The 25,352-nt window shown below is 71.5% G+C and carries 18 protein-coding genes and 2 pseudogenes; 4 read left to right on the top strand and 16 right to left on the bottom strand.

Annotated features, from left to right (window positions below; genetic code table 11):
- Positions 1-73 precede the first annotated feature (73 nt).
- The 7 genes from topA to bldG form a co-directional block, all read right to left on the bottom strand.
- Entirely contained in the window at positions 74-2,917 is a 2,844-nt protein-coding gene (gene topA, locus AB0C66_RS12785) for a type I DNA topoisomerase (RefSeq protein WP_362436438.1), read from the bottom strand.
- Positions 2,918-3,129: 212 nt separating this feature from the next.
- Positions 3,130-3,327, bottom strand: coding sequence for a hypothetical protein (locus tag AB0C66_RS12790; RefSeq protein WP_362436440.1), 198 nt, complete (start codon positions 3,325-3,327; stop codon positions 3,130-3,132).
- Between the two features lie 393 nt (positions 3,328-3,720).
- Positions 3,721-5,313 (bottom strand): class I SAM-dependent methyltransferase, encoded by a 1,593-nt coding sequence (locus tag AB0C66_RS12795; RefSeq protein WP_362436442.1) that lies wholly within the window; start codon positions 5,311-5,313, stop codon positions 3,721-3,723.
- A 262-nt stretch (positions 5,314-5,575) separates the two neighbouring features.
- On the bottom strand, positions 5,576-6,148 hold the full coding sequence (locus AB0C66_RS12800) for a small secreted protein (protein WP_362436444.1): 573 nt from the start codon (positions 6,146-6,148) through the stop codon (positions 5,576-5,578).
- Positions 6,149-6,387: 239 nt separating this feature from the next.
- Positions 6,388-8,835: a sodium-translocating pyrophosphatase gene (locus AB0C66_RS12805; protein ID WP_362436446.1), complete on the bottom strand. Its 2,448-nt coding sequence runs from the start codon at positions 8,833-8,835 to the stop codon at positions 6,388-6,390.
- A gap of 784 nt (positions 8,836-9,619) precedes the next feature.
- Entirely contained in the window at positions 9,620-10,051 is a 432-nt protein-coding gene (locus AB0C66_RS12810) for an ATP-binding protein (protein WP_362436448.1), read from the bottom strand.
- Positions 10,052-10,139: 88 nt separating this feature from the next.
- Positions 10,140-10,481 carry an anti-sigma factor antagonist BldG gene (bldG, locus tag AB0C66_RS12815; RefSeq protein ID WP_009716787.1) on the bottom strand — a complete coding sequence of 114 codons (342 nt, stop codon included), beginning with the start codon at positions 10,479-10,481 and terminating at the stop codon, positions 10,140-10,142.
- 54 nt (positions 10,482-10,535) lie between these two features.
- Here bldG and AB0C66_RS12820 point away from each other — a divergent pair, with 54 nt between their 5' ends.
- Positions 10,536-12,989 (top strand): DEAD/DEAH box helicase, encoded by a 2,454-nt coding sequence (locus tag AB0C66_RS12820; RefSeq protein ID WP_362436451.1) that lies wholly within the window; start codon positions 10,536-10,538, stop codon positions 12,987-12,989.
- Positions 12,990-13,061: 72 nt separating this feature from the next.
- Here the strand turns inward: AB0C66_RS12820 and AB0C66_RS12825 are convergent.
- The 7 genes and pseudogenes from AB0C66_RS12825 to ssd form a co-directional block, all read right to left on the bottom strand.
- Positions 13,062-13,415, bottom strand: a pseudogene (locus AB0C66_RS12825) (Rv3654c family TadE-like protein); the annotation flags it as partial.
- Positions 13,397-13,870, bottom strand: a complete 474-nt coding sequence (locus AB0C66_RS12830) for a TadE family type IV pilus minor pilin (protein WP_362436453.1) — start codon at positions 13,868-13,870, stop codon at positions 13,397-13,399. The pseudogene AB0C66_RS12825 and the gene AB0C66_RS12830, both read right to left, overlap by 19 nt.
- On the bottom strand, positions 13,857-14,054 hold the full coding sequence (locus tag AB0C66_RS12835) for a DUF4244 domain-containing protein (RefSeq protein ID WP_362436682.1): 198 nt from the start codon (positions 14,052-14,054) through the stop codon (positions 13,857-13,859). Before AB0C66_RS12835 ends, AB0C66_RS12830 begins: the two co-directional genes overlap by 14 nt.
- Positions 14,055-14,243: 189 nt before the next feature.
- Positions 14,244-15,059: a type II secretion system F family protein gene (locus tag AB0C66_RS12840; RefSeq protein WP_362436455.1), complete on the bottom strand. Its 816-nt coding sequence runs from the start codon at positions 15,057-15,059 to the stop codon at positions 14,244-14,246.
- The gene (locus tag AB0C66_RS12845; protein WP_362436457.1) at positions 15,049-15,993 is read right to left on the bottom strand and encodes a type II secretion system F family protein; all 945 of its coding nucleotides are present in this window, start codon (positions 15,991-15,993) and stop codon (positions 15,049-15,051) included. Before AB0C66_RS12845 ends, AB0C66_RS12840 begins: the two co-directional genes overlap by 11 nt.
- Positions 15,990-17,156, bottom strand: coding sequence for a TadA family conjugal transfer-associated ATPase (locus tag AB0C66_RS12850; protein ID WP_362436459.1), 1,167 nt, complete (start codon positions 17,154-17,156; stop codon positions 15,990-15,992). Before AB0C66_RS12850 ends, AB0C66_RS12845 begins: the two co-directional genes overlap by 4 nt.
- Complete coding sequence (ssd, locus tag AB0C66_RS12855) at positions 17,153-18,262, bottom strand: septum site-determining protein Ssd (RefSeq protein ID WP_362436461.1); 1,110 nt, start codon at positions 18,260-18,262, stop codon at positions 17,153-17,155. Before ssd ends, AB0C66_RS12850 begins: the two co-directional genes overlap by 4 nt.
- 456 nt (positions 18,263-18,718) lie before the next feature.
- Here ssd and AB0C66_RS12860 point away from each other — a divergent pair, with 456 nt between their 5' ends.
- Positions 18,719-19,555 carry an HAD family hydrolase gene (locus tag AB0C66_RS12860; RefSeq protein WP_362436463.1) on the top strand — a complete coding sequence of 279 codons (837 nt, stop codon included), beginning with the start codon at positions 18,719-18,721 and terminating at the stop codon, positions 19,553-19,555.
- Positions 19,556-19,911: 356 nt separating this feature from the next.
- Here the strand turns inward: AB0C66_RS12860 and AB0C66_RS12865 are convergent, their stop codons facing one another.
- Positions 19,912-20,730 carry an oxidoreductase gene (locus AB0C66_RS12865; protein ID WP_362436465.1) on the bottom strand — a complete coding sequence of 273 codons (819 nt, stop codon included), beginning with the start codon at positions 20,728-20,730 and terminating at the stop codon, positions 19,912-19,914.
- Positions 20,731-20,832: 102 nt separating this feature from the next.
- On the opposite strand from AB0C66_RS12865, the gene AB0C66_RS12870 reads away from it, so the two are divergent.
- On the top strand, positions 20,833-21,834 hold the full coding sequence (locus AB0C66_RS12870; protein ID WP_362436467.1) for an ATP-binding protein: 1,002 nt from the start codon (positions 20,833-20,835) through the stop codon (positions 21,832-21,834).
- On the opposite strand, the gene AB0C66_RS12875 is transcribed toward AB0C66_RS12870, so the two are convergent.
- Positions 21,815-23,530, bottom strand: coding sequence for a hypothetical protein (locus AB0C66_RS12875; protein WP_362436469.1), 1,716 nt, complete (start codon positions 23,528-23,530; stop codon positions 21,815-21,817). The two genes, AB0C66_RS12870 and AB0C66_RS12875, sit on opposite strands and share 20 nt — an antisense overlap.
- Before the next feature lie 777 nt (positions 23,531-24,307).
- Here AB0C66_RS12875 and AB0C66_RS12880 point away from each other — a divergent pair.
- A pseudogene (locus tag AB0C66_RS12880) lies at positions 24,308-25,261 on the top strand (carbonic anhydrase); the annotation flags it as partial.
- Positions 25,262-25,352 lie beyond the last annotated feature (91 nt).

Raw genomic sequence — 25,352 nt, forward strand, 5'->3', positions numbered from 1 at the left:
ATCACGTAAATCCGCGTGCCCCCGGCCGAACAAACGGGCGGGGGCGCGTGGGTTGCGGCGAAATGAGCCGCGATTATTCGGCGTTGGCCGCCGACTTCTTGGCCGCCGTGGTCTTCTTCGCGGCGGTCTTCTTGGCCGTGGTCGTGGTCTTCTTCGCGGCCGTCTTCTTGGCGGCGGTCTTCTTCGCCGTCGTCTTCTTGGCCGCCGTGGTCTTCTTCGCGGCCGTCTTCTTGGCGGTCTTCTTGGCCGGGCCCTTGGCGCGCTTCTCCGCGAGCAGCTCGAACCCGCGCTCGGCCGTGATGGTCTCGACGTCGTCGTCCCGGCGCAGGGTCGCGTTGGTCTCGCCGTCGGTGACGTACGGGCCGAACCGGCCGTCCTTCACCACTACCGGCTTCTCGCTGACCGGGTCGGTGCCCAGCTCCTTCAGCGGCGGCTTGGCGGCGGCCCGGCCGCGCTGCTTGGGCTGGGCGTAGATGGCCAGCGCCTCGTCGAGGGTGATGTTGAAGAGCTGGTCCTCGCTCTCGAGCGACCGCGAGTCCGTGCCCTTCTTCAGGTACGGGCCGTAGCGGCCGTTCTGTGCGGTGATCTCGGTGCCCTCGGGGTCGGCACCGACGACGCGCGGCAGCGACATCAGCTTGAGCGCCTCCGCCAGGGTCACCGTGTCCAGGGACATCGACTTGAAGAGCGAGGCGGTACGCGGCTTGACCGCGTTCTTGCCGGTCTTCGGGGTGTCCTCGGGCAGCACCTCGGTCACGTACGGACCGTAACGGCCGTCCTTGGCGACGATCATGCGGCCGGTCTCCGGGTCGGGACCCAGCTCGAAGTCACCGCTCGGCTTGGCGAGCAGCTCCTCGGCGAACGCCACGGTGAGCTCGTCCGGCGGCAGGTCGTCGGGGACGTCCGCGCGGTGGCCGGTCTGGCCCTCGGTCTCGGAGGGGCGCTCCACATACGGGCCGTAGCGGCCGACGCGCAGCACGATGCCGTCGCCGACGGGGAACGAGGAGACCTCGCGGGCGTCGATCGCGCCCAGGTCGGTGACCAGCTCCTTGAGGCCGCCGAGGTGGTCGCCGTCGCCGTTCCCGGCCTCGGCGGCGGCGCCCGCGCGCCCTTCCGCGGTCTCACCGAAGTAGAAGCGCCTGAGCCACGGCACGGCCTGGGCCTCACCACGGGCGATGCGGTCGAGGTCGTCCTCCATCTTGGCGGTGAAGTCGTAGTCGACCAGTCGGCCGAAGTGCTTCTCCAGCAGGTTGACCACGGCGAAGCTCAGGAAGGACGGCACCAGCGCGGTGCCCTTCTTGAAGACGTACCCGCGGTCGAGGATGGTGCCGATGATCGACGCGTAGGTCGACGGGCGGCCGATCTCGCGCTCTTCGAGCTCCTTGACCAGCGACGCCTCGGTGTAGCGGGCCGGGGGCTTGGTGGCGTGGCCGTCGGCGGTGATGTCCTCGGCGGCGAGCCGGTCGCCCTCGGCGACCTGCGGCAGCCGGCGCTCGCGGTCGTCGAGCTCCGCGTTCGGGTCGTCCGCGCCCTCGACGTACGCCTTCATGAAGCCGTGGAAGGTGATCGTCTTGCCGGAGGCGGAGAATTCCGCGTCCCGGCCGTCGCTCGCCCGGCCGCCGATCTTGACGGTGACGGACTGACCGACCGCGTCCTTCATCTGGGAGGCGACGGTCCGCTTCCAGATCAGCTCATAGAGCCGGAACTGGTCGCCGGTCAGGCCGGTCTCCGCGGGGGTGCGGAAGCGGTCCCCCGAGGGGCGGATGGCCTCGTGCGCCTCCTGCGCGTTCTTGACCTTGCCCGCGTAGGAGCGCGGCTTCTCCGGCAGGTAGTCCGCCCCGTACAGCTGGGTGACCTGCGCCCGCGCCGCCGCCACCGCCGTGTCCGACAGGGTGGTGGAGTCGGTACGCATGTAGGTGATGAAGCCGTTCTCGTACAGCTTCTGCGCCACCTGCATGGTGGCCTTCGCACCGAAGCCGAGCTTGCGGCTGGCCTCCTGCTGGAGGGTGGTGGTGCGGAACGGGGCGTACGGCGAGCGGCGGTACGGCTTGGATTCGACGGACCGCACCGTGAAGGCGGTGTCGGCGAGGGCCGCGGCCAGCGAGCGGGCGTTCGCCTCGTCCAGGTGCAGGACGTTGGCGCCGTCCTTGAGCTGCCCGGTCGAGGTGAAGTCGCGGCCCTGGGCGACCCGGCGGCCGTCGACGGTGCTCAGACGGGCGCCGAAGGTGCCCGGATCGGTGGCGTCACCGGTGCGGCCGGTGGCGAAGGTGCCGGTCAGGTCCCAGTACTCGGCGGAGCGGAAGGCAATGCGCTCGCGCTCGCGCTCGACGACGAGACGGGTGGCCACGGACTGCACACGGCCCGCGGACAGCCCGCGCATGACCTTCTTCCACAGGACCGGCGAGACCTCGTAGCCATAGAGGCGGTCGAGGATCCGGCGGGTCTCCTGGGCGTCGACCAGACGCTGGTTCAGCTCCCGCGGATTGGCCACGGCCTCGCGGATCGCGTCCTTGGTGATCTCGTGGAAGACCATCCGGCGGACCGGGACCTTGGGCTTGAGGACCTCCTGGAGGTGCCAGGCGATGGCCTCGCCCTCGCGGTCCTCATCGGTGGCGAGGAAGAGCTCGTCGGATTCGGCGAGCAGTTCCTTGAGCTTCTTGACCTGGCTCTTCTTGTCCGCGTTGACGACGTAGACCGGCTGGAAGTCATGATCGACGTCCACACCGAGCCGTCGCACCTCGCCGGTGTACTTGTCGGGTACCTCGGCCGCGCCGTTCGGCAGGTCCCGGATGTGCCCGACGCTGGCCTCGACCACGTATCCCGGGCCGAGATAGCCCTTGATCGTCTTCGCCTTGGCGGGCGACTCGACGATGACGAGTCGGCGGCCGCCCTGCGCGGTCTCGCTGGTGGTCGGGGACAACTTCGCTCTTCTCTCCGGTCGACGCCTCGGTGAACGGGCACTGCATCACGGGTTAACGCGCGCACGGTCACCATTTCGGTGACGCTGCGGAGTGTGACGGTACCTCCCGGCACCGTGTCAAACGGAAAAAGCCCGCAACGCCACTCGAACGGTAACCCGACAAGCGTCCTGTCTGCCGCCCGGACCGGCACAAGCCACCGTGGAAGGCCCTGTCAGGCGTAACCCAGGCACCAGATCCCGCCGCCGAGCGCGGCGACGCCGAAGAGAAGGGAGAGCACCGCGGAAGCGACAGGGCTCACACCCTGCGCGACCGGCTGACGCAGCCGCATGCGCGCCGCCGCCCACAGCAGCAGCGCGGCGCCGAACAACACGAATGCCGATCCGGCGAAGATCGCAGGTCCGCTCTCCATGGGCGGATCGTGGCACGCGCGGAAGGCGTCCGCGCGAACCTGGGGTGAACAGCGTGCGACCGGCCTCTTCGGCCATGTTCACGGGATCCGGCCAGGAGATACGCCCGGCATGCGCCGGTACGGGCCGGGCGGGCCCGCGAGGCGTTCGGGCTCCGCTGGGCCGGGCCGCCCAGGTCACCCTCCGGCGTGCTTCCCGTACAGGCCGTACACCGGGGGCCGTCCGTGTGCCCCGCGCGGCCGCATCGGCCGCATGATCCGTCCTCATACGGCAGGTTCCTGCCATACGGAGCGCGGGAGCGGGGCGAGCGCACCGGCGCACGCCCCGTACGGGACGTGCGCCCCGGCCCCGTACGGCTTACGCCCCGTGGGACTCGCCGGGGTCATCCGCGCAGCTCACGCCGTCGGCGCCGCACCACCAGGGCCCTCGGCGCCCTCGGCCCCGTCCGGCTCCAGGAAACCCTGCTCGACGAGCAGCCGGATGGACTCCGGGGTGCGATCGCGCAGCACCACCGGGTCCTCCCCGAGCAGCTGGGCGATGGCGTCCAGGATCCGGCCCGCGCTGAGCGTGCCATCGCAGACGCCCGCGAAGCCCGCGCCCACCGTGTCCACCTTCGTGGCGCGCCGCATCCCGCGGTTCTGCCGCAGCACCACATGCTCCGGGTCCTCCGCCCCGGGCAGCCCCACCTGCTCCTGCACGACCTCGTCGGCCAGCCGGAAGCGTCCGGCAAGCAGTGCCGCGTCGTCGTGCGCCCGCAGGAAGTCCTGCCGGGCGAAGTGGGCCGCGACCACGTCCCCGAGCGGCTGCTCGACCGGGTGCGGCCACTCCTCCACGGTCACCGACGGCCGCTCGGCGCCGGACTTGCGCAGGGTGATCCAGCCGAAGCCGACGCCCTTGGTGCCGCGCGCCTCGAACTCGTCCAGCCAGGCGTCATAACGCGCCGCGTACGCCTCCGGCCCGGCCAGGTGCTCGCCCGCGTCACGCAGCCACAGCTCGGTGTACTGGGTGACGTCCTGCACCTCGCGCTGCACGATCCAGGCGTCACAGCCGCTCGGCACCCACGAGGCCAGCCGCTCACGCCAGTCCTCCCCCTCGATGTGCTGCCAGTTGGCCAGCAGCTGGCACCAGCCGCCGTCCGTGAGGTGGTCGGCGGACTGCCGGACCAGGGTGCGGCACAGGTCGTCGCCGGCCATCCCGCCGTCCCGGTAGACCAGCCGGGCGTCCTCCGGGGAGCGCGGGGAGATCACGAACGGCGGGTTGGACACGATCAGGTCGTACCGCTCGCTCTCGACCGGCTCGAAGAGTGAGCCCTCGCGCAGATCGGGCTCCGGCGCGCCGGAGAGGGCGAGCGTCAGCCGGGCGATGGCCAGGGCGCGCGGATTGGGGTCGGTGGCGGTCACCCGGGTGGCGTGGCGGCTCGCGTGCAGCGCCTGGATCCCGGAGCCGGTGCCGAGGTCGAGGGCGCGGTCGACCGGCGTGCGCAGGGTGAGCCCGGCCAGCGTCGTGGACGCGCCGCCGACCCCGAGCACGAGCTGGGAGCGGTCCACGGCGCTCCGCTCGCCGCCGGGGCCGCCGATGCCGCCCGCGCCGCCGACCGCGCAGCCGAGGTCGGACACGATCCACCAGTCCTGGCCCTCCGGCCCGCCGTAGGGCCGTACGTCCACGGTCGCGCGCACCTCGTCGCCGTCCCCCACCAGCCAGCCGTCGGCGAGGCAGTCCTCGACGGGGAGGGCCGCCGCCGCCCTCCCGTACGGCGCCGGGCGCTGCAAAAGGAAGAGACGCACCAGCGTCTCCAGCGGGGAGTCACCCCGGGTGGCGCGGAGCGCCGGAACGGTTTCGCTCCGCGCCAGGGCGGCATAGGCGGAGGCGCCGAGCAGATCCAGCAGACCGTCGGCGGTGAAGGAGGCGGACGACAGCGCGTCACGGAGACGGGCGGTGCGCGCGGGGTCGGCGGCGGGGAGGCGGAACGGGGGCCGGTTCGTACTCACGCCCCCATTGTCGGGGCAATCACCGACAGCCCGCGACGACCGCCGACGACGCGCGCCACGGGGCCCGGCGCCGTAGCCGGGATGGCGGCCCGGCCGACGGGCCCCAGGGAAGCGCCCTGCCCATGGCTGACAACACGTCACCGGCGGGGCTGACGTGCCGACAGCACGGGCGTGGAACGGGGGCCTTCCCTCCCCGCACCCGCCACGGCGAACCCCCTGTCGGAGAGTTGGCGGAGAGTCCGGGCCGGGCGGTCGCTCAGGACTACGTGGTCGCGCCGCCGGGCGCCTTCGGCTTCTGGCAGCCGGGCTGCTTGGCCATCGCCGTGCCGACCTCCCCCTCCTGGAGCTTCTGGAGGGCCTTGTCACCGGACTTGCTGAGCTTGTCGAGCTCGTCGGCGACGCCCTTGAGCCCCTCGGCGAACTTCGACTTGTCCGACGTGTCGAGCTTGTCGACGCTCGTCTTCAGGTCCTTGTAGGCCACGGAGGTGGAGTTGAGCTCCTTGACCGCCTGGCGCTGGGTCGTCTCGCCCTTGTCGACCGGCGGCGGGCCCGCCTTGTCGACGGCCTTGGCCAGCGCCGCGTACGACTCGGAGATCTGCTGGAACGCCTTGGAGTCGGTCTGCTGGAGCTTCTTGGAGTCCTGCTCGTCGGCGGCCGCCTGGATCGAGGCGTTGGCCCCCTGAATCTTCTTCAGCTGCGGCTGCACCTCGTCGCAGACCGACTTGGCCCAGTCGTTGACCTTCTTGTCGTCCTCATCGCCGTTGCCGCCGCAACCAGTCAGCGCCACGACGAGTGCCGCACCGCCGGACAGCGCCGCCACTAGCTTCTTGTTCACCGGGTTGGTCCCTTCCATGGCTCTCGGCCCCGGAACATACACGGCGATCCGGCGGGGATCGCGAGCTGAGTATCCCGTATGAACACTTTTGAAGCCATTTGCATCAAGCCCGGTGTGCTGTCCGCCTCACTCCGCCGAGGGACCTCCGGTGGGCATACGCGCGGGCGGACGGTGTGCCGGTGCACACCACCCGCCCGCACGTCGTGAGGGCTCTCACAGCCCCATGACCGACCCCGGGGTCAGGAAACCACCGCCGCGTCGGCCGACTTCGCCACGCGCTCGGAGTTGCCTTCGTCACCCACGGCGATTCCGCGCCGCTTGGAGATGTAGACCGCTCCGACGATGATCACGACGGCGGCCACCGCGATGACCGCCCGCAGTCCGGGACTGGCGTCGTCCCCGTACGAGAACTTCACCACCGCCGGGGCGATCAGCAGCGCCACCAGGTTCATCACCTTCAGCAGCGGGTTGATCGCCGGGCCCGCGGTGTCCTTGAACGGGTCGCCGACCGTGTCGCCGATCACCGTGGCGGCATGGGCCTCACTGCCCTTCCCGCCGTGGTGCCCGTCCTCGACCAGCTTCTTCGCGTTGTCCCAGGCACCGCCGGAGTTGGCGAGGAAGACGGCCATCAGGGTGCCGGTGCCGATCGCCCCGGCCAGGAAGGAGCCGAGCGCGCCGACCCCGAAGGTGAAGCCGACGGCGATGGGCGCCAGGACGGCGAGCAGACCCGGGGTGGCCAGCTCCCGCAGGGCGTCCTTGGTGCAGATGTCGACGACCCGCCCGTACTCCGGCGTCTCGCTGTAGTCCATGATCCCGGGCTTCTCGCGGAACTGCCGCCGCACCTCGAAGACCACCGCACCGGCCGACCGCGACACCGCGTTGATCGCCAGCCCCGAGAAGAGGAAGACGACGGCGGCGCCGAGGACGAGTCCGACGAGGTTGTTGGGCTGCGAGATGTCCAGGCTGAGATTCATCTCACCGGCCACGCTCACATGGACATCGTCGATGGCCTCGGCGATGGCGTCACGGTACGAACCGAAGAGCGCGGCCGCGGCGAGCACCGCCGTCGCGATCGCGATGCCCTTGGTGATCGCCTTGGTGGTGTTGCCCACCGCGTCGAGGTCGGTGAGCACCTGGGCGCCCGCGCCCTCGACATCACCGGACATCTCGGCGATGCCCTGCGCGTTGTCGGAGACCGGACCGAAGGTGTCCATCGCGACGATGACGCCGACGGTGGTCAGCAGACCGGTACCGGCCAGCGCGACCGCGAACAGCGCCAGCATGATCGAGGCGCCGCCGAGCAGGAACGCGCCGTAGACGCTGAGCCCGATCAGCACCGCCGAGTAGACCGCGGACTCCAGACCGACCGAGATACCGGAGAGCACCACGGTGGCCGGGCCGGTCAGCGAGGTCTTGCCGATGTCCCGGACCGGACGCCGAGTGGTCTCGGTGAAGTAGCCGGTGAGCTGCTGGATGAGCGCGGCCAGCACGATGCCGATCGCGACGGCGACGAGCGCGAGGACCCGCGGGTCCCCGGCATGGCCGAGGATCTCGCGGTCGGTGACCCCGTCGAGATCGGCGTAGCTGGACGGCAGGTACGCGTAGACCGCGGCCGCCACCAGCACCATCGAGATCACCGCGGAGATGAAGAAGCCGCGGTTGATGGCGCTCATCCCGCTGCGGTCGGAACGGCGCGGAGCCACCGCGAAGATCCCGATCATGGCGGTGACCACGCCGATCGCCGGAACGAGCAGCGGGAAGGCCAGACCGGAGTCGCCGAACGCGGCCTTACCGAGGATCAGCGCGGCCACCAGGGTCACGGCGTAGGACTCGAAGAGGTCCGCGGCCATGCCCGCGCAGTCGCCGACGTTGTCGCCCACGTTGTCCGCGATGGTCGCGGCGTTGCGCGGGTCGTCCTCGGGGATTCCCTGCTCGACCTTGCCGACGAGGTCGGCGCCGACGTCCGCGGCCTTGGTGAAGATGCCACCGCCGACCCTCATGAACATCGCGATCAGCGCCGCACCGAGGCCGAAGCCCTCCAGCACCTTGGGCGCGTCGGCGGCGTAGACGAGCACCACGCAGGAGGCGCCCAGCAGGCCGAGGCCCACGGTGAACATGCCGACCACGCCACCCGTCCGGAAAGCGATCTTCATCGCCTTGTGCGAGACGGCCGTCAGATCCACACCCGGCTGACCGGGCGCGGAGGAAGCGGAGTCCCCATTGACGGATGTGCCGGGTGATGCGGAAGCGGCGGGAGTGGCTTCCCGGGCCGCCGCCGCGACGCGCACATTGCTGCGCACCGCGAGCCACATCCCGATATAGCCGGTGGCCGCCGAGAATCCCGCACCGATCAGAAAGAACGCCGAACGCCCGATGCGCTGCGCCCAGTCGTCCGCAGGCAACAGCATGAGCAGGAAGAACACCACCACGGCGAATCCACCGAGGGTGCGCAGCTGCCGGGCAAGATAGGCATTCGCGCCTTCCTGCACGGCCGCGGCGATCTTCTTCATACTGTCCGTGCCCTCGCCGGCGGCGAGGACTTGTCGTACCAGCACCACCGCGACCGCGAGTGCCGCGATCGCGACGGCGGCGATCACCAGCACGATCACACGGTTGTCATCGGTCAGTTCTGCGGCGGCCAGGGTTGGGGTGAGGTCCAGCTGATGAGGGGTGAGAGGCCCCGCCATTCGTCCTCCTTGACGTTTGGCACATGGGCGCGCAGCAGTTCTGCGACCGCAGAAGAGCCGCCACGCTCAGGCGTCCTGAGCTCGAGATGTGGACGGATTGTAGGGAGCGTCACACGATCAAAACAGGGCGCCGGAATGGGAATTCGCCTGCACCAGTGAAGATCAATAGGTTTGGCGCCCGAGAATTCGCCCGGAAGGAGGACGGTGGACAATTCCCTGACGGGTGTCAAATGATCTACATAAATGATCTCGATGCACTATGAAAAGTGCTGATCAGGGCAGTGCCGCGGATGATCGCCAACGCCGGTGCGCAAGCGAAGCGGAAGATCGCGGAGACGGGTGCGGAGGGGCCGCGAAAGATCATGACAAGCCAAGGCCGGAATCAGCGACCCCGGCACCCCTCCACGGCCGAAACAGTCCGGTACGTCCGAAGTCCGGGTTCGCGGTCCGACGTCGCGGGTCGGGGGTCGGGGGTCGGGATCCGGGCGGGGGGGCGCGAGCGGCGGGGGCAGCGGGGCGGGCGGGCGCAGCCGCTGGCCGGGGCCAGGAGGACAGGAGAAGGAGCAACGGCAGCGGCTATCGCCGATCGGCGCCCCATGCGTGACCGCGAGACACCGCGGACTGTCGCGCAAGGGCAATCAGAGACCCCACAGATGCCGTGCACGACGGCCAGGCCGCCGCACAGAGACGAACCACAGAGGCGAAGACGGGCACAGCGCATCGCGGCACGGCAGACCGGGCCCCGTGCCGAGGCAGCGGTGACGGACGGCCGGTCCAGGCGCCGCTACGACACCAAGGCGTCGGGAGAGGTCGGCCAGCTCATCCGGATCACTCCACCGGTCTCGCTGCTCGTCACCTCGACGTCGTCGACGAGCCCCTTGATCACGGCCAGGCCCATCTCGTCCTCGCCCTCGGGCTCGGACTCCTCGTCGCCACCAGGGGCGCCGGGAGCCAGAGCGGCCGAGGTCGGGGACTCATCGCCGATCTCGATGGAGAACTTCTTCTCCTCCTCGGTCAGCGCCACCCGCACCGGGGCGTCCACCCCATTGCTCAGATGGAGCCCCACCGCACGGGTGCAGGCCTCACCAACCGCGAGCCGCACCTCGTCGAGCACGGCCTCGTCCACCCCGGCCCGGCGTGCCACGGCCGCAGCGACCAAGCGGGCGGTCCTGACGTGCTCGGGCAGCGCGCTGAAGCGGAGTTCGACGGTGGGCATGCCATCCCCCTCGGGCGTATGGGCGTGCATGTCGGGGGGCCGGGCGATGGCGCCCGGTTCCCCCTTCGGTCTTCCTGCGACGACCAGGTCAGTCAGTCGCCGCGACAGCGTCCTCGACCGAGGTGTGAATCGGGAACACCTTGGTCAGGCCGGTGATACGGAAGATCTTGAGAATGCGCTCCTGGTTGCACACCAGGCGCAGTGAGCCCTCATGGGCACGTACGCGCTTCAGCCCGCCGACGAGCACGCCGAGCCCGGTGGAGTCGAGAAAGTCGACGCCCTCCATGTCGACGACCAGGTGGTAGCTACCGTCGTTGACAAGCTCGACCAGCTGCTCGCGCAGCTTGGGCGCGGTGTATACATCAATCTCGCCACCGACCTCGACGACCGTGCGGTCGCCTACGGTCCGAGTCGACAGGGACAGGTCCACGGATCCTCCAGCACCTTGCATCGAGCGGTCGCCCCCCATGGATCGGCAGCCGCGATGGCATTCAATCACTTACCAGCAGGCGTGCACGACGCCTTGAGACCATTGTCCGTCAGACCAGTGACAGACTCGGTGTCGATGGCCCACAACCAACTCCCGCGGCAGGCGGGCATACGCCCCTCACCTCGGGCTGTTCTCGGTCGGCTCGGCGCGGGGGCCGGGCGAGGCGCGCGCATCACTCATACGGAGCACTTGCCCCCGCGTCTCGGGAGCCATGCCGACTGGCCTTCGCCGATCCGGCCGGAAGTGATCGCGGCCATCCGGACCGCCGGAATCGACCGTCCCTGGGCTCACCAGGCGCGTACGGCCGAGCACGCGCTGCGCGGGGAATCGGTGGTGGTCGCCACCGGAACCGCCTCCGGCAAATCCCTGGCCTACCTCGCCCCCGTGCTCAGCACCCTGCTGGAGGGATCCGAGGAACCCAGCGGGCGGGGCGCGACCGCCCTGTATCTCTCGCCCACCAAGGCGCTGGCCGCCGATCAGCGCCGGACGGTGGCCGATCTCGCCGCCCCGCTGGGCACCGCCGTCCGCGCCGCCGTGTACGACGGCGACACGCCGGTCGAAGAACGCGAATGGGTGCGTCAGTACGCCAACTACGTCCTCACCAACCCCGACATGCTGCACCGGGGCATCCTGCCGGGGCACCCCCGGTGGTCCTCCTTCCTGCGCTCCCTGCGCTACGTCGTCATCGACGAGTGCCACACCTACCGGGGTGTCTTCGGCTCCCATGTCGCCCAGGTGCTGCGGCGGCTCCGGCGTGTCTGCGCCCGCTACGGCTCCTCGCCGGTCTTCCTGCTCGCCTCCGCCACCGCGGCCGACCCCGCCGTGGCGGCGACCCGGCTGACCGGTATGCCGGTGGTGGAGATCACCGAGGACTCCTCGCCCCGCGGCGAGGTCGTCTTCGCCCTCTGGGAGCCGCCCCTGACCGAGCTGCACGGTGAGCAGGGGGCCCCGGTCCGCCGCACGGCCACCGCCGAATCCGCGGATCTCCTCACCGATCTGGCCGTCCAGGGAGTCCGCACGGTCACCTTCGTGCGCTCCCGGCGGGGCGCGGAACTGATCGCCCTGATCGCCCAGGAGCGGCTGGCCGAGGTGGACCGCTCGCTGCCGGAGCGGGTGGCCGCCTACCGGGGTGGCTATCTCCCCGAGGAGCGCCGGGCCCTGGAGCGCGCCCTGCACTCCGGTGAGCTCCTCGGCCTCGCCGCCACCACCGCCCTGGAGCTCGGCATGGACGTGGCGGGTCTGGACGCCGTCGTCCTGGCGGGCTATCCCGGCACCCGTGCGTCCCTCTGGCAGCAGGCGGGACGGGCCGGGCGCAGCGGGCAGGGGGCGCTCGCGATCCTCGTGGCCCGGGACGATCCGCTGGACACCTATCTCGTCCACCATCCGGACGCGCTCTTCCGTCAGCCGGTGGAGTCCACCGTGCTCGACCCCGACAACCCGTATGTCCTGGCGCCGCATCTGTGCGCGGCCGCGGCCGAGCTGCCGCTCACCCCGGCCGACCTGGAGCTGTTCGGCCCCGCCGCCGAGGAGCTGGTGCCACAGCTGGAACAGCGCAGGCTGCTGCGCCGCCGGGCGACCGCCTGGCACTGGACCCGCAGGGAGCGCGCCGCCGATCTCACCGACATCCGCGGGGAGGGCGGCAGCCCGGTCCAGGTGGTGGAGGCGGCGACCGGCCGGCTGCTGGGCACTGTGGACGCCTCGGCCGCCCACAGCACCGTGCACGAGGGCGCCGTCCACCTCCACCAGGGCCGGAGCTATCTGGTGAAACAGCTGGACCTCGACGATTCGGTCGCCCTGGTCGAGGAGGCCAGCCCGCCGTACTCCACCACCGCCCGCGACACCACGGCCGTCTCCATCCTGGAGACCACCACCGAGATCCCCTGGGGGGACGCCCGGCTGTGCTTCGGCTCGGTCGAGGTCACCAACCAGGTCGTGTCCTTCCTCCGCCGCAAGCTGATCACCGGTGAAGTGCTCGGGGAGTCCAAGCTCGACCTCCCGCCGCGGACACTGCGCACCCGCGCCGTGTGGTGGACGGTCACCGAGGACCAGCTCGAGGACGCACGGGTGCACCCCCAGGCGCTCGGCGGTGCCCTGCACGCCGCCGAGCACGCCTCCATCGGCATCCTGCCGCTCTTCGCGACCTGTGACCGCTGGGACATCGGCGGGGTCTCGGTGCCGCTCCACCCCGACACCCTGCTGCCGACGGTCTTCGTCTACGACGGTCATCCCGGCGGGGCCGGGTTCGCCGAGCGCGCCTTCCACACGGCGGCCAGCTGGCTGACCGCCACCCGTGAGGCCATCGCCGCCTGTGAGTGCGAGGCCGGGTGCCCCTCCTGCATCCAGTCCCCCAAGTGCGGCAACGGCAATGACCCGCTCGACAAGAGGGCCGCGATCCGCCTGCTGACGACCCTTCTCGCAGGAGCCACCGAGCAGGCCCCCACCGGATGACCCGTTCCGGGCCCCGGCCGCCGATCGCACCGCGCGGGGCCGCTCCGGCCGCTGCCCGGCGCCGTCCGTGACGGACGCGGTCGCGGGCCCGGCCCGTGCCCTGACCCGAAGGGTGAACGGCCCGGTGCGCACCTCCGCCGTGAGATCGGCGGTCTCCCCGCTCAGCACGCACCGCACCACGCGGGCGCCCTGGGCGGAGGCGACCCGCCGGGCGAGGCGGCATGCCGCGCCCCGCCCGTCCAAGCCGTGATCGGCGGCCGCGAGTGCGGCCAGGTCGGCGGCGGCTCCCGCCCGGTGGCGGGCCACCATGGCCTGCCCGGCGGCCAGTACGGCCGCGAACACCGCACACAGGGTCATGGTGGCCACCACGGCCCAGACCGTGGCCGACCCTCGGTCGTCCGTCCTCCTCACGACGCCGTCCTCCATGCGACGGCCACCCCCGGGCGGGGGCCGACGGTGTCCTCGGCGAGGGCGGCCGCCTGGCCCCGCAGCCGCAGCGCGAGCGGGCCGGGGCCGGCCGTGCGGGCCTCGACCCGCACCCGCACCAGATCGCCGTCCCGCCATAGCTCGACCCGGGCTCCGCGCGGGGCGGCCGACCTGGCGGCGGCCACCGCGGCCTCCTTCGGCTCCGAACGCGCCGCCGCCCTCGCACCGGCCCGTGCCGCGTCCACGCACTGCAACTGCGCCGCCGATGCCATCTGACCCCAGATCAGCATCAGCACGAACAGCAACAGCAGCGGCAGGACGACGGCGGTCTCCGCGGTGACATAGCCGCCGTCCCGCCGCGGGCGGGGCAGCCCGGCGGGACCCCGCGCGCCGCTCCCGGCGCGCGAGCCCCTCCGGCCGGACACCTCCGGGCCGGGCCCCTCAGAACTGCGCATCGAGCGCCTGGCCGATCACCGACTCGAGCGCGCCGCTGACCCCTCCGCTCGTCACCACCTTGTAGAGCACCGCGGCGAAGGCACATGCCGCGATCGTCCCCATCGCGTACTCGGCGGTGGTCATGCCCGCCTCGGCCTTGGCGCACATCGCCACATACCGCCGTGTCCACCACTGCTTCACCATGTCCGTTTCCCCCTTGTGATCGTCGTTCGCTGTCATCGTCATGCCGTGTTCGTGGTCGTCGTCGAGGCCGTCTTCGGGCCGTCGTGAGAGTGGTCGCAGGGCTCCTGTCTCCTGGTATTCGCCGGGCGGTGCTCCGCGGCTCGTTCCGCAGGTCAGTGCTCCACGACAGGGCCGGGGCGCCGGACCGGCTCAGCCGCGGCCCATCAGTCCGCCGGCCAGCCCGACCATCACCGGGGCCAGGCCGATCAGCAGATACGCGGGCAAGAAGCAGACCGTGAGCGGCGCGGTGGCCCGCACGGCGGTGCGGTCGGCCCGCTTCAGCGCCTCCCGGGTCTGCTCGGCGCGGCATTCGGCGGCCACCCGGGAAACCGGCTCCACCGCGGGTGCGCCCGTAGTTCCGGCGCGTTCCAAGGCGCGGGCCAGATCTCGCGCCCCGGGCAAGGCGCCCATCCGCCCCCAGACATCGGCCGGTTCACCTCCCAGCCGCAACTCCGCCGCGGTCCGGGCCAGCCGCTCGCCGACCGGGCCGCCCAGCGAGGTGCCCACCGCCTCCGCCGCCCTGCGCGGCCCCGCTCCGGCCGCCAGGCAGGCGGTCAGCAGATCGGCCGCCAGCGGAATCTGGCGTGTCACGGCAGCCTCCGTGCGGCGGCCGTGGCCGGACGGGCCGTCGAGGGCCTGACGGCGCCGCTGCCAGCGCCGGACGCCGTACGCGGTGGCGAACCCGAGCACCCATCCCGCCGGGCCCCCGACCACGAGGGGACCGGCCAGCAGGGCGCCGATGGAGGTCGCCCAGGCCAGGGCCGCGCCCTCATTCGCCGCGGCGCGCCAGCGCTCCCACGGCCGTGGGCACTTCGGCGGTCCGCCGTCGCGGCCCGGCAGCAGGATCGCCGGACGCCGCCGAGCGGTCCGCTCCCGGCGGGACTCGAGCGCGGCCATCACCGTGCACAGGACGGCGGCCGCGACGGACAACACCGTCCCCAGCCTGTGGACAACGTCAGCGCTCATCGGCCACGGCCCCGGAAGAGGCGAGCGCCGAGCGCACCAGCCGACCGGTCCAGAACAGCCCCGCCCACTCCAGCAGCCCGCCCAGCACCAGACAGCCGAGACCGGCCGGGGTGTGCAGCAGTACACGCAGCGGATCGGCGCCCAGCGCACTGCCCAGGGCCAGCCCGACGAGGGGCAGCCCGGCCAAGGCCATCGCGGTGGCCCTGGGGCCCGCCAGTTTGGCGCGCAGATCCTCCCGCTGGTCGCGCTCGGCGCGCAGCGCCGCGGCCACCCGGTCAAGACCGGCCGCCAGCCCCGCGCCCTCGTCGACCGCCACCTGCCAGCAGGCGGCCACCCCGGTCAGCCCCTCGGCCCCGGGCGTGCGGGCCGCTCTGCGCAGCGCTTCGGGGACATCGCCGCCGAACCGGGCGGCGGCCGCCACCAGCCCCCACCGCTCCCCGAGGTCGCTCGGGAACACGGCGAGCAGTGCCTCGCCCGGCTGCCGCCCGGCACGCAGCTCACCCGCCACCGCGGAACACAGCTCGATCACCCCGGCGGCGCGCCGCTCGCGAACCCGTCCGCGCTCCCGGCGCCGCAGCCACCGGCCCACGACCGGCACCGCCGCCACCGCGAGGAGCAGCGGCAGAACCGACGCGCCCAGCAGCGCGACCACGCCCCCGGCCGGTAGACACAGCAGCTCACGGCCCATCCGTCCGCCGTAGCGGACCCGCCACCGCTCCCGCACTCCGGCGGCCGCCTCGGCCAGCCTCCGCACCGGATCCGGTGCGACCGGAGCGGCGGGCGCCGCCGACGCGACCGGGCCGCCGCCCGCGAACAGCAGCCTGGCGCGGCGCAATTCCCGGTCCCGTTTGGCGAGCAGCCATACCGCCGCCCACGCGCACAGCAGCGCGGCGCACAGGGCCATCGCTCCGCGATCCGCTCCCGCGCCCGTCATACGGCGCCTCCGCCCCGTTCACAGCGGGTCCGGAGCCGCTGCCAGCCCTCGGCCCGTTCGAAGCCGTGCGGGCCCCACAGGGCCGCGGGCACGGTGGTGACATAGCCGGCCCGGTCCCGGTCGAGCACATGCAGCTCGGCGATCTTGCGCCGCCCGCCGCGGTCCCGCGTCAGATGGACCACCACCGACAGGGCGGCGGCCAGCTGACTGTGGAGCGCGGCGCGGTCGAGGCCCGCGGTCGAGCCGAGCGCCTCCAGCCGCGCGGGAACGTCCCCGGCGGTATTGGCGTGCACGGTGCCGCAGCCGCCCTCATGACCCGTGTTCAGCGCGCCGAGGAGATCGGTCACCTCGGCGCCCCGTACCTCCCCGACCACCAGCCGGTCCGGGCGCATCCGCAGGGCTTGGCGCACCAGATCCCGCAGGGTGACCTGGCCGCGGCCCTCCTGGTTGGCGGGGCGGGTCTCCAGCCGGACCACATGCGGATGGTCGGGCCTCAACTCGGCGGAATCCTCGGCGAGGACGATCCGCTCATCCGGCGCGACCAGCCCCAGCAGGGTGGACAGCAAGGTCGTCTTGCCCGATCCGGTGCCGCCGCTGACCAGGAACGACAGCCGTGCGTCCAGCATCGCCCGCAGCAGCTCCGCGCCGCCGGGCGGCACCGTACCGGCGGCCACCAGCTCATCGAGCGAGAACGCCCGCGGGCGAACCACCCGCAGCGACAGACAGGTCGAGCCGATGGCGACCGGCGGCAGCACCGCGTGCAGCCGTGTGCCATCGGGCAGCCGGGCGTCCACCCAGGGCCGGGCGTCGTCCAGCCGCCGACCGGCCACCGCGGCGAGCCGCTGGGCAAGTCTGCGCACGGCGGCCGCGTCGGCGAAGGTCACCGCTGTGCGCTCCAGCCCCGAACCCCGGTCCACCCACACCTCATCGGGGGCGGTGACCAGGACGTCCGTGACATCGGGCGCGGCGAGCAGCGGCTCCAGGGGGCCGGTGCCGACCAGTTCGGACCGCAGGGCCGCGACCACGCCGAGCACTTCGGTGTCCCCGAGCAGCCGCCCCTCCTCCCTCAGGGCCGCCGCCACCCGGGCGGGGGTGGGATCGGCTCCGCTCTCGGCGAGGCGCAGCCGCACCGCGTCCAGCAGCTCCTTCGGAGCGGCGCTCATGCGGGCACACCCCCTTCGCCGGCCAGGGCACGCTCCCAGAACTCGGTGCAGAACCGGCTCAGCGGTCCACGCGAACTGCCTCCTGGAGGCTCCCCGCCGTCCAGAGCGGCGGACAGGCCGGGCTCCGGCGGCAGTTGGCCGGCAAGCGGCAGCCCGAGCAGGCCCGCGATCTCCTCGTCGTCGAGCTCGGGTCCGCACGGGCCCCGCACCACCGCGCGCAGATCACGCAGCACCATCCCGACCGTGGACGCCACGCGGTGGGCGGCCGCCACGGCGCGCAGCTCCGGGGGGACGACCAACAGCCCCAGATCGACCTGGGCCAGGGCCTCGGCCGTGGCGTCATCGATCCGCCGCGGCAGGTCCACCACCACGACTCCGCCCCGCCGCCGGGCCGCGGCCAGCACGGCGCGCATGGCCGAGGCGGGAATGACCACCGTGTCCCCCCGGTCCCAGCTGAGCACCCGTAAGGAGTGCAGCTCGGGCAGCGACTCCTCCAGCGCGCTCCCGGCGACCCGGCCCCGCGATTCGGCGAACGCGGGCCATCGCAGACCGTCCGCGCTCTCGCCGCCGAGCAGCACATCGAGCCCGCCGCCGAGCGGATCGCCGTCGATGAGCATGGTGCGCCGGCCCGCGCGCGCCGCGGTGACCGCCAAGGCACAGGCGAGGGTGGAGGCGCCGGCACCACCGCGCCCGCCGATGACCCCGACGGTCAGGGCCTGCCGCCCCACTCCCTCGGCGACGTCGGCGATCCGGTCCACCAGCCAGGTCTCGGCATCGGGCAGAAACGCGACGTGGTCCGCGCCGAGATCGACGGCCCTCCGCCAGATGCCATGGTCGTCGAGGTCGCGCCCGATGAGCAGAACCCCTTCCCGGCGGACGCGGCCGCGCAGCCGGGCCGCGGAGTCATCGCCGACGAGGATCAGGGGCGCGCCCTCCCAACTGCCTCTGCGCGTGGGCGCTCCATGCGCCACTTCCGGCTCGGCTCCGGCCGCCGCGCACAACCGCAGCAGATCGTCGAGAAGTTCCTCGTCCTCGGTGACGATCAGCGGTCCGTTCCGCTCTTCTTCTGTCGACGCCGGTCGTTCCGGTGTGATGGATGCAGCCACGATCCCCTCCGCATATCCGTTACGCGCTCTCACTCCCGCTAACGGCGAGCGCGAACTTCTCGGAGAATCACGATGCGGCGATCCAGAAAATCTTGGGGATCTTGGTCCAAAACTGTGGACAACTCATCAGCTGTGAATATCCCGGTCACCTAAACCAGTGACTTCCAGAGAGCAGTCTGGCGATTACGCACGGTTACCGTTCAGGCTGGTGGGGAGCAGGAGCCGCAAGAGCCCGCAGGAGAGGAAACGGTCTGATGAGAACACCCGAAAAAGCGTCCGGACATGCGACGACCCCCGCCGGGGGGGAGAGCGGGGGTCGTCCCCACGGCCGACTCGGGGGGGGGAGGAGTCGGGCCGGGTTAGCACGGTCGCGAACGATCCGTGACTTCCATGGTGTACCCGAGAGCCTTCTCAGGCAAACCCACGCGCCTCAGCTTACGCCGAATGGTGGGCCCTATGCTCGGCGTCGTGGAAAACCACTCCTTGCCTCGGACAGCTGCCTTCTTTGACCTGGACAAGACGGTCATTGCGAAGTCAAGCACGCTCACCTTCAGCAAGTCCTTCTACCAGGGTGGTCTGATCAACCGCCGCGCCGTACTGCGCACCGCCTATACGCAGTTCGTCTTCCTCGCCGGCGGCGCCGATCACGAGCAGATGGAGCGGATGCGTCAGTACCTCTCGGCGCTGTGCCGCGGATGGAAGGTCCAGCAGGTGAAGGAGATCGTCGCGGAGACCCTGCACGATCGGATCGACCCCATCATCTACGACGAGGCCGCCTCGCTCATCGAGGCCCATCACACCGCCGGGCGGGATGTGGTGATCGTCAGCACCTCAGGGGCCGAAGTCGTGGAGCCGATCGGCGAGCTGCTCGGCGCGGACCGCGTGGTGGCCACCCGCATGGTCGTCGAGGACGGGGTGTTCACCGGCGAAGTGGAGTACTACGCCTATGGCCCGACCAAGGCCGAGGCGATCGCCGAGCTCGCCGAGTCCGAGGGATACGACCTCTCGCGCTGTTACGCCTACAGCGATTCGGCCACCGACCTGCCGATGCTGGAGACGGTCGGCCACCCCCACGCGGTGAACCCGGACCGCGCCCTGCGCCGCGAGGCGACCGCCCGCGGCTGGCCGGTGCTCTCCTTCAACCGCCCGGTCCCGCTGAAGCAGCGGCTCCCCTCGCTCTCCATGCCACCGCGCCCGGTCCTGGCCGTGGCCGCCGCGGTGGGCGCGGCAGCCGCCACCGCGGGCCTGGTCTGGTATGCCAATCGGCGGCGCGCACTGTATGCCCGAGTTTGAGGGCAATAGCAAAGATCTGCGGCAGGGGGTTCCACTTGGCCCCTCGCAGGAGTAGAAAGGAATCGACGGCCCGCGAGACCAGGGGATCCGAGAGGAAACCCCAGACGCACCAAGGCCCCACGGACCGAGCACGAATGTCGGGCACCCACGCGACGCCGACCCGTCGATTACGGGCCAGCCGCACCAGGTAACGGGCAAAGATCCCGGCCTGATGGGCGAATATTTGTGCACGCACTGGTAACCCGACGGACGTGCCAGCGGCGGTACCCCCGTGGTACCGCCGCAACTCTGTCCGCAGCCAACTCCGCTCCGCCCCGGTGCCGTTGGGACCGCGGCCCCGGTATCGGGCGTCGACGTCAGGCCGCCCCGCGTTGCAGCGCCTCGCACACCGCCGTGCTCTCCCGCACCCCGAGCTCAACCGCCCGTCCGCAGTGCGCGATCCACGCCGCCATCCCCTCCGGCGTCCCGGACACATAGCCCTCCAACGCCGCCACATACACCGCGGCACCCTGCTCGGCGTGCCCGACCTCCGCGGGGCAGATCGACTTCGGGTCCAGCCCGCTGCCGACCAGCACGATCCGCTCGGCCGCACGTGCCACCAGACCGTTGCAGGAGACAAAGGGCCGCAGCGCGAGCAGTTCGCCGTGCACCACGGCCGCCGTCACCAGCGCCGGGGCCTCGGTCCCCGCGAGCAGCAACCGCGCCAGCCCGTCCAGCCGCCCCGCCACCTCGTCCGCGCCCGGCGGCTCCGGACCGATCAGCGCCTCGTCCACTCGCTCACCCGCCTGGCGGGGCCGCCCCACGGTGTCATCCGTCGCGGCCCCTCCGGCCGCGACCAGATGCAGCCGCGCCAGCACCCGCAGCGGGGACTGGCGCCACACGCTCAGCAGCTGTCCCGCCTCGGCGGTCAGCCGCAGCGCCGCGCCCACCAGATGCGGTTCGCCCGCGGCCCCGAAGTCGGTGCGGCGACGCACCTCTTCCAGCGCCCAGTCCGCCCCGGCAAGGGCGGCGGAGCCACGCGCTCCGCGCAACGCGGCCTCGGAGGTGACCTCATTGCTGCGGCGGCGCATCACACGATGGCCGTAGACCCGGTCCACGGCCGTGCGTACGGCGTCCACGGACTCGGCCACACCGGGCAGCGCGGCCAGGGCGGCGAGCGGATCTGTCGTACTCATGAGTACGACCCTACGCACCCGCTCCCGGACGCCCCTCGTTGGAGTGGTCTTCTTCACGTAAATCCCTCATCGAAGAGGATCACTCACCTACGCTAGGTGAACATGAAGATCGCTTTCGTAGGCAAGGGTGGCAGCGGGAAGACCACGCTGTCGTCGCTGTTCATCCGCCATCTCGCCGCCACCCGCGCCCCCGTCGTCGCCGTCGACGCCGATATCAACCAGCACCTGGGCGCGGCGCTCGGCCTCGACGAGACGGAGGCCGCCGCGCTGCCCGCCATGGGTGCTCATTTTCCCCTGATCAAGGACTACTTGCGCGGCGAGAACCCCCGGATCGCATCCGCCGACACCATGATCAAGACAACACCGCCCGGCGAGGGCTCGCGGCTGCTGCGGCTCGGCGAGAGCAACCCCGTCTACGACGCGTGCGCCCGGACCGTCCGGCTCGGCGACGGGGAGGTGCGGCTGATGGCGACCGGCCCCTTCACCGAATCCGACCTCGGCGTCGCTTGCTACCACTCCAAGGTCGGCGCGGTCGAGCTGTGCCTCAACCATCTCGTCGACGGCCGGGAGGAGTTCGTCGTCGTCGATATGACGGCGGGCAGCGACTCCTTCGCCTCCGGGCTGTTCACCCGCTTCGATATGACGTTCCTGGTCGCCGAGCCCACCCGTAAGGGCATCGCCGTCTACCGCCAGTACAAGGAGTACGCCCGCGACTTCGACGTGGCGCTGCGCGTGGTGGGCAACAAGGTGCAGGGACCCGACGACCTCGAATTCCTGCGTGCGGAGGTGGGCGATGACCTGCTGATCACCATCGGCCACTCCGACTGGGTCCGGGCGATGGAGAAGGGCCGCCCGCGCCGGTTCGAGGAGTTGGAGGAGCCGAACCGCGAGGCGCTGCGGACGCTGCACGCGGCGGTGGACGGCTCCTACGAGCGGCGCGACTGGCAGCGCTACACCCGCCAGATGGTCCACTTCCACCTGAAGAACGCGCAGAGTTGGGGCAACGCGAAGACGGGGGCCGACCTGGCCGCCCAGGTGGACCCCGCCTTCGTGCTCGATGAGTTCGCCAGGGGCGCCGCGGCGGCTACTCCCGCTCCCGCCTAGCCGATGCGTCCTCGCCGGAGCCCTGGTCGCCACCGGAGTCCCCGCCACCGGAGTCCGCGCTGTCGGAATCCACGCTGCCGGAATCCCCGTAGCGCTCGGACCCCTGGTAGCCGTCCGGCTCCTCGTACCGGCCGGACTCCCGGTAGCTCCCGGGTTCTTCGTCACCCTCGGACATCCGCTCCCGGTCGGGCGCTTCACTCCGCTCGGAGCCTTCCTCCCGGCCGGAGTACTCCCGGTCCGTGTCCTCCTGTTCGCGCCCGTAGGTGTTCTCCCGGCGGGGACCGTCATCCCGGTCGGAGTCCTCCTCCCGGCGGGGGCCCTCCTCCCGTCCGGGCTCGTCGTGCCGCCCGGGTTCGTCCTCGCGCTTGTGGCCGCCCTTCCGCCCGTGGTCGCCGTCCCGGTCCCGTTCGGCCGGGGCGGCCGAGCGCGGGAAGGTCGGCTCGGCGGCGAGGTAGCTCTTCCAGCCGCCCACCGGCCGCTGCCCGACGTCCACCTGTCGCAGCTTCTCCAGGACCAGGGGGTTCTGCGCGTCCAGCCAGTCGGCCAGTTGCTTGAACGACACGCAGTAGACGCCCTCGCGCGGACAGACCTCCTTGATGACCTCCTCGACGGCGTGCATATAGGTTCCGCCGTTCCAGGACTCGAAGTGGTTGCCGACGAAGAGCGGTGCGCGGTTGCCCTCGTAGGCCCGGTCGAAGGCGGCGAGCAGACCGTCACGCATCTGACGGCCCCATGCGGCGCGCTTGGACTTCTTGCCGTTGGTCGACGAACCCGACTGGTTGGCCAGGAAGTTGTAGTCCATCGACAGGGTCTCGAACGACCGGCCCGGCACCGGGATCTGCTGGAGGGGGAAGTCCCAGATGCCGTCGATCTTGCGCGGCCAGACCTGGAGGCCGCCGACGGAGCTCGCGTCATAGCGCCAGCCCATCCGCTTGGCCGCACGCAGGAGGTTCTTCTGTCCCTCCAGACACGGGGCGCGGCCGCCGACCAGCTCCTTTTCGTAGTCGAAGGGCAGCGGTTCCACGTCCTTCAGACCGGTGTTGGTCTTCCAGTTCTTCACGAACGACTCGGCCTGCCGGGTCTCGCTCAGCCACTCGTCCGGCGTCCAGGTGCCGACACCGTCGTCGGGGCCGCAGAAGTGGCCGTTGAAGTGGGTGCCGATCTCATTGCCGTCGAGCCAGGCGCCCCGGAGCTGCTCCACGGTGTCCCGGACGCCCTTGACGTCGTTGAAGCCGATGGACGAGGTGCCGCGCGGATGTCTCGGCGGATCGTAGAGCTCCCGCCTTTCGGTGGGCAGCATGTAGACGCCGCTGAGGAAGTACGTCATCTTCGCGCCGTACTTGTTGCCGACGTCGCGGAAGTGGGAGAACAGCCGCTGCGCGTCCTGGCCCGCACCGTCCCAGGAGAACACGACGAACTGCGGTGGTTTCTTGCCGGGTTCGAGCGTTTTGGTCTTGAACTGGTTCGGCTGCGGACCGGTGTAGGCGGTCGAGCCGTCGCCGATGAGCCGGAGGATCTTCCCGGCGTGGCCCGGGTGCTTCGGCACCGCGGGACCCTTCTGCGGACGTTCGCGATCGTGCGAACCTCCGCTGCCCGCGGTGTTCTGCCCGTCGCCGGAGTCTCCCGAGCAGTTGGCCAGTGCCGCGAGCGCCGCCATCACGGCGAGCCATGCAGTGACGTTTCTCCTGACCCTCATGCCGCCACCTCGTCCCTCTTGTCTCCCTTGGCCCGGGAGGTATCTCCCTTGGTCCGGGAGCTCCGGCCGGATGGGAGCCAACCTCGCACGGACCGAGAAGAAGACAGAGCATGACAAGGCATTTCAAATGACTATTCACCCGATAGATGGAATATCGGCACAGTCGACCGCAAAATGCTTCCCGCTGACTTTACTCAGCATTACCATTCATTTACCAACGCTTGGGATTCTGGGCAGCGCAAGGCCGCCCCGACGATCGCGTTGCGTCCGCGACCACGTAGCCCGGAGAGAACGGGAAGGACGGGAATGGTGAAACTCTTGGACCGGTTCGACGGGGCCTCTCGCCGCAGGGCCCTGCCCGTCGTGATCGCCGTCTTCCTGATCGCCGTCCCTCTCTCCTTGGGTATCGCACTGGCCGCCGGAGCCCCGCTCGAGGCCGGGCTGATGGCCGCCGTCGGCGGCGGGGTTGTCGCCGTGCTGCTCGGCGGCGTTCCCCTGCGCCGGGCCCGCGGCGGCGACCGCGGCGTTCCTGGCAGGACCGCCTCAGGAAGGGCCGCCTCGGGAAGGACCGCGTCCGACGGCCGGACTGGCCACGCCCACCAGACCGTCCGCGATGGCCAGCCCCTCCACAGCGCCCGGGTGGCGCCGCGACCTGCCGTGGAGTCGCCCGGCACCCCTGGCTGCCGACCATGGACGCCGTGGCGCCACCACCGATGCACCCACCCCGGCTCGACGGAGGGGCCGGGCGGCAGACACAGCGGCGGTCAACTGCTGGGCGGGGTGAGCGCGTTCCAGCGCAACACCGCGCCGCTGGTGCGCGGCGAGCTGGCCCGGCTGGCGCGGGAGGGGCAGCGGCCCGGCCAGCTCTTCCTCACCTGCGCCGACTCGCGTCTGGTGACCAGCATGATCACCTCCAGTGGACCCGGCGATCTGTTCACCGTGCGCAATGTGGGCAATCTGGTGCCGCCACCCGGTACCGATGACTCCTGCGATTCGGTGGGGGCGGCGATCGAGTACGCGGTGGAGGTGCTGAAGGTCAGCAGCATCACCGTGTGCGGCCACTCCGGATGCGGGGCGATGCAGGCGCTGCTCGGCGCGTCAGCCCCGGCCCAGGCACCGCCATCGGCACCCGCCCCGCCATCGGCACCGGCACCCGCCCCGCCGTCGGCACTAGTTGCGCAGCCGGCACCGCAACCGGCATCGCAACCGGCCCCCGTACCGGAACTGGCTCCGGCCCCGGCCCCGCCCGGAGCCACCGGGCCGGTCCCGCTCGCCGACCCGGCCCGGGTCCCCGAGCCGTCCGCGCCGTCGGTCGCGGATCCGGCCGGTGGTGCCGCTGGGCAGACCCCGCTGGTGCGCTGGCTGCGCCACGGCCGTCCCGGGCTGGCCCGGATGGAGCGGATCGGGCGGCTGGGCCGCGGTGAGGTCGCGTTGGCCGACCGGCCGGTGGCCGATGATCTGGAGCGGCTGGCGCTGATCAATGTGATGCAGCAGCTCGACCATCTCCGGGCGCACCCCTGTGTCGCCCGGCGGATGGCGGAGGGGGAGCTGACGCTGCACGGGATGTACTTCCATGTGGCGGAGGCCCAGGCGTATGTACTGGAGGGCGGTTCCGGCCGGTTCCTTGCCGTCCGGCCGGGCGACGGCGCGCCGATGACCACCGCCTGTGTCAGTGCGCACACCGAAGGCGTCCAGGCCGAGGCCGTCCCCGGTGTCCTGGGGGTAAGTTGATCAATAATCCACTACAGGTCTAAACCAATTTTCGTCAACAACCCTTGTCAGGGTGTGCCGCGGGCTGATGAGCTATGGCCTGGGACACAAC

The organism is Streptomyces sp. NPDC048636 (genome assembly GCF_040650655.1).
Taxonomy (GTDB): domain Bacteria; phylum Actinomycetota; class Actinomycetes; order Streptomycetales; family Streptomycetaceae; genus Streptomyces.

Bases quoted from the DNA above. Each gene is read 5' to 3' on its own strand.
- AB0C66_RS12850 (WP_362436459.1), bottom strand. From the start codon at position 17,156: ATGAGCGCCGCTCCGAAGGAGCTGCTGGACGCGGTGCGGCTGCGCCTC.
- AB0C66_RS12830 (WP_362436453.1), bottom strand. From the start codon at position 13,870: ATGCGCAGTTCTGAGGGGCCCGGCCCGGAGGTGTCCGGCCGGAGGGGC.
- AB0C66_RS12875 (WP_362436469.1), bottom strand. From the start codon at position 23,530: ATGAGGGTCAGGAGAAACGTCACTGCATGGCTCGCCGTGATGGCGGCG.
- AB0C66_RS12840 (WP_362436455.1), bottom strand. From the start codon at position 15,059: ATGAGCGCTGACGTTGTCCACAGGCTGGGGACGGTGTTGTCCGTCGCG.
- AB0C66_RS12805 (WP_362436446.1), bottom strand. From the start codon at position 8,835: ATGGCGGGGCCTCTCACCCCTCATCAGCTGGACCTCACCCCAACCCTG.
- AB0C66_RS12835 (WP_362436682.1), bottom strand. From the start codon at position 14,054: ATGGTGAAGCAGTGGTGGACACGGCGGTATGTGGCGATGTGCGCCAAG.
- AB0C66_RS12790 (WP_362436440.1), bottom strand. From the start codon at position 3,327: ATGGAGAGCGGACCTGCGATCTTCGCCGGATCGGCATTCGTGTTGTTC.
- AB0C66_RS12865 (WP_362436465.1), bottom strand. From the start codon at position 20,730: ATGAGTACGACAGATCCGCTCGCCGCCCTGGCCGCGCTGCCCGGTGTG.
- AB0C66_RS12845 (WP_362436457.1), bottom strand. From the start codon at position 15,993: ATGACGGGCGCGGGAGCGGATCGCGGAGCGATGGCCCTGTGCGCCGCG.
- AB0C66_RS12860 (WP_362436463.1), top strand. From the start codon at position 18,719: ATGCTCGGCGTCGTGGAAAACCACTCCTTGCCTCGGACAGCTGCCTTC.
- AB0C66_RS12810 (WP_362436448.1), bottom strand. From the start codon at position 10,051: ATGCCCACCGTCGAACTCCGCTTCAGCGCGCTGCCCGAGCACGTCAGG.
- AB0C66_RS12820 (WP_362436451.1), top strand. From the start codon at position 10,536: ATGGCATTCAATCACTTACCAGCAGGCGTGCACGACGCCTTGAGACCA.
- AB0C66_RS12870 (WP_362436467.1), top strand. From the start codon at position 20,833: ATGAAGATCGCTTTCGTAGGCAAGGGTGGCAGCGGGAAGACCACGCTG.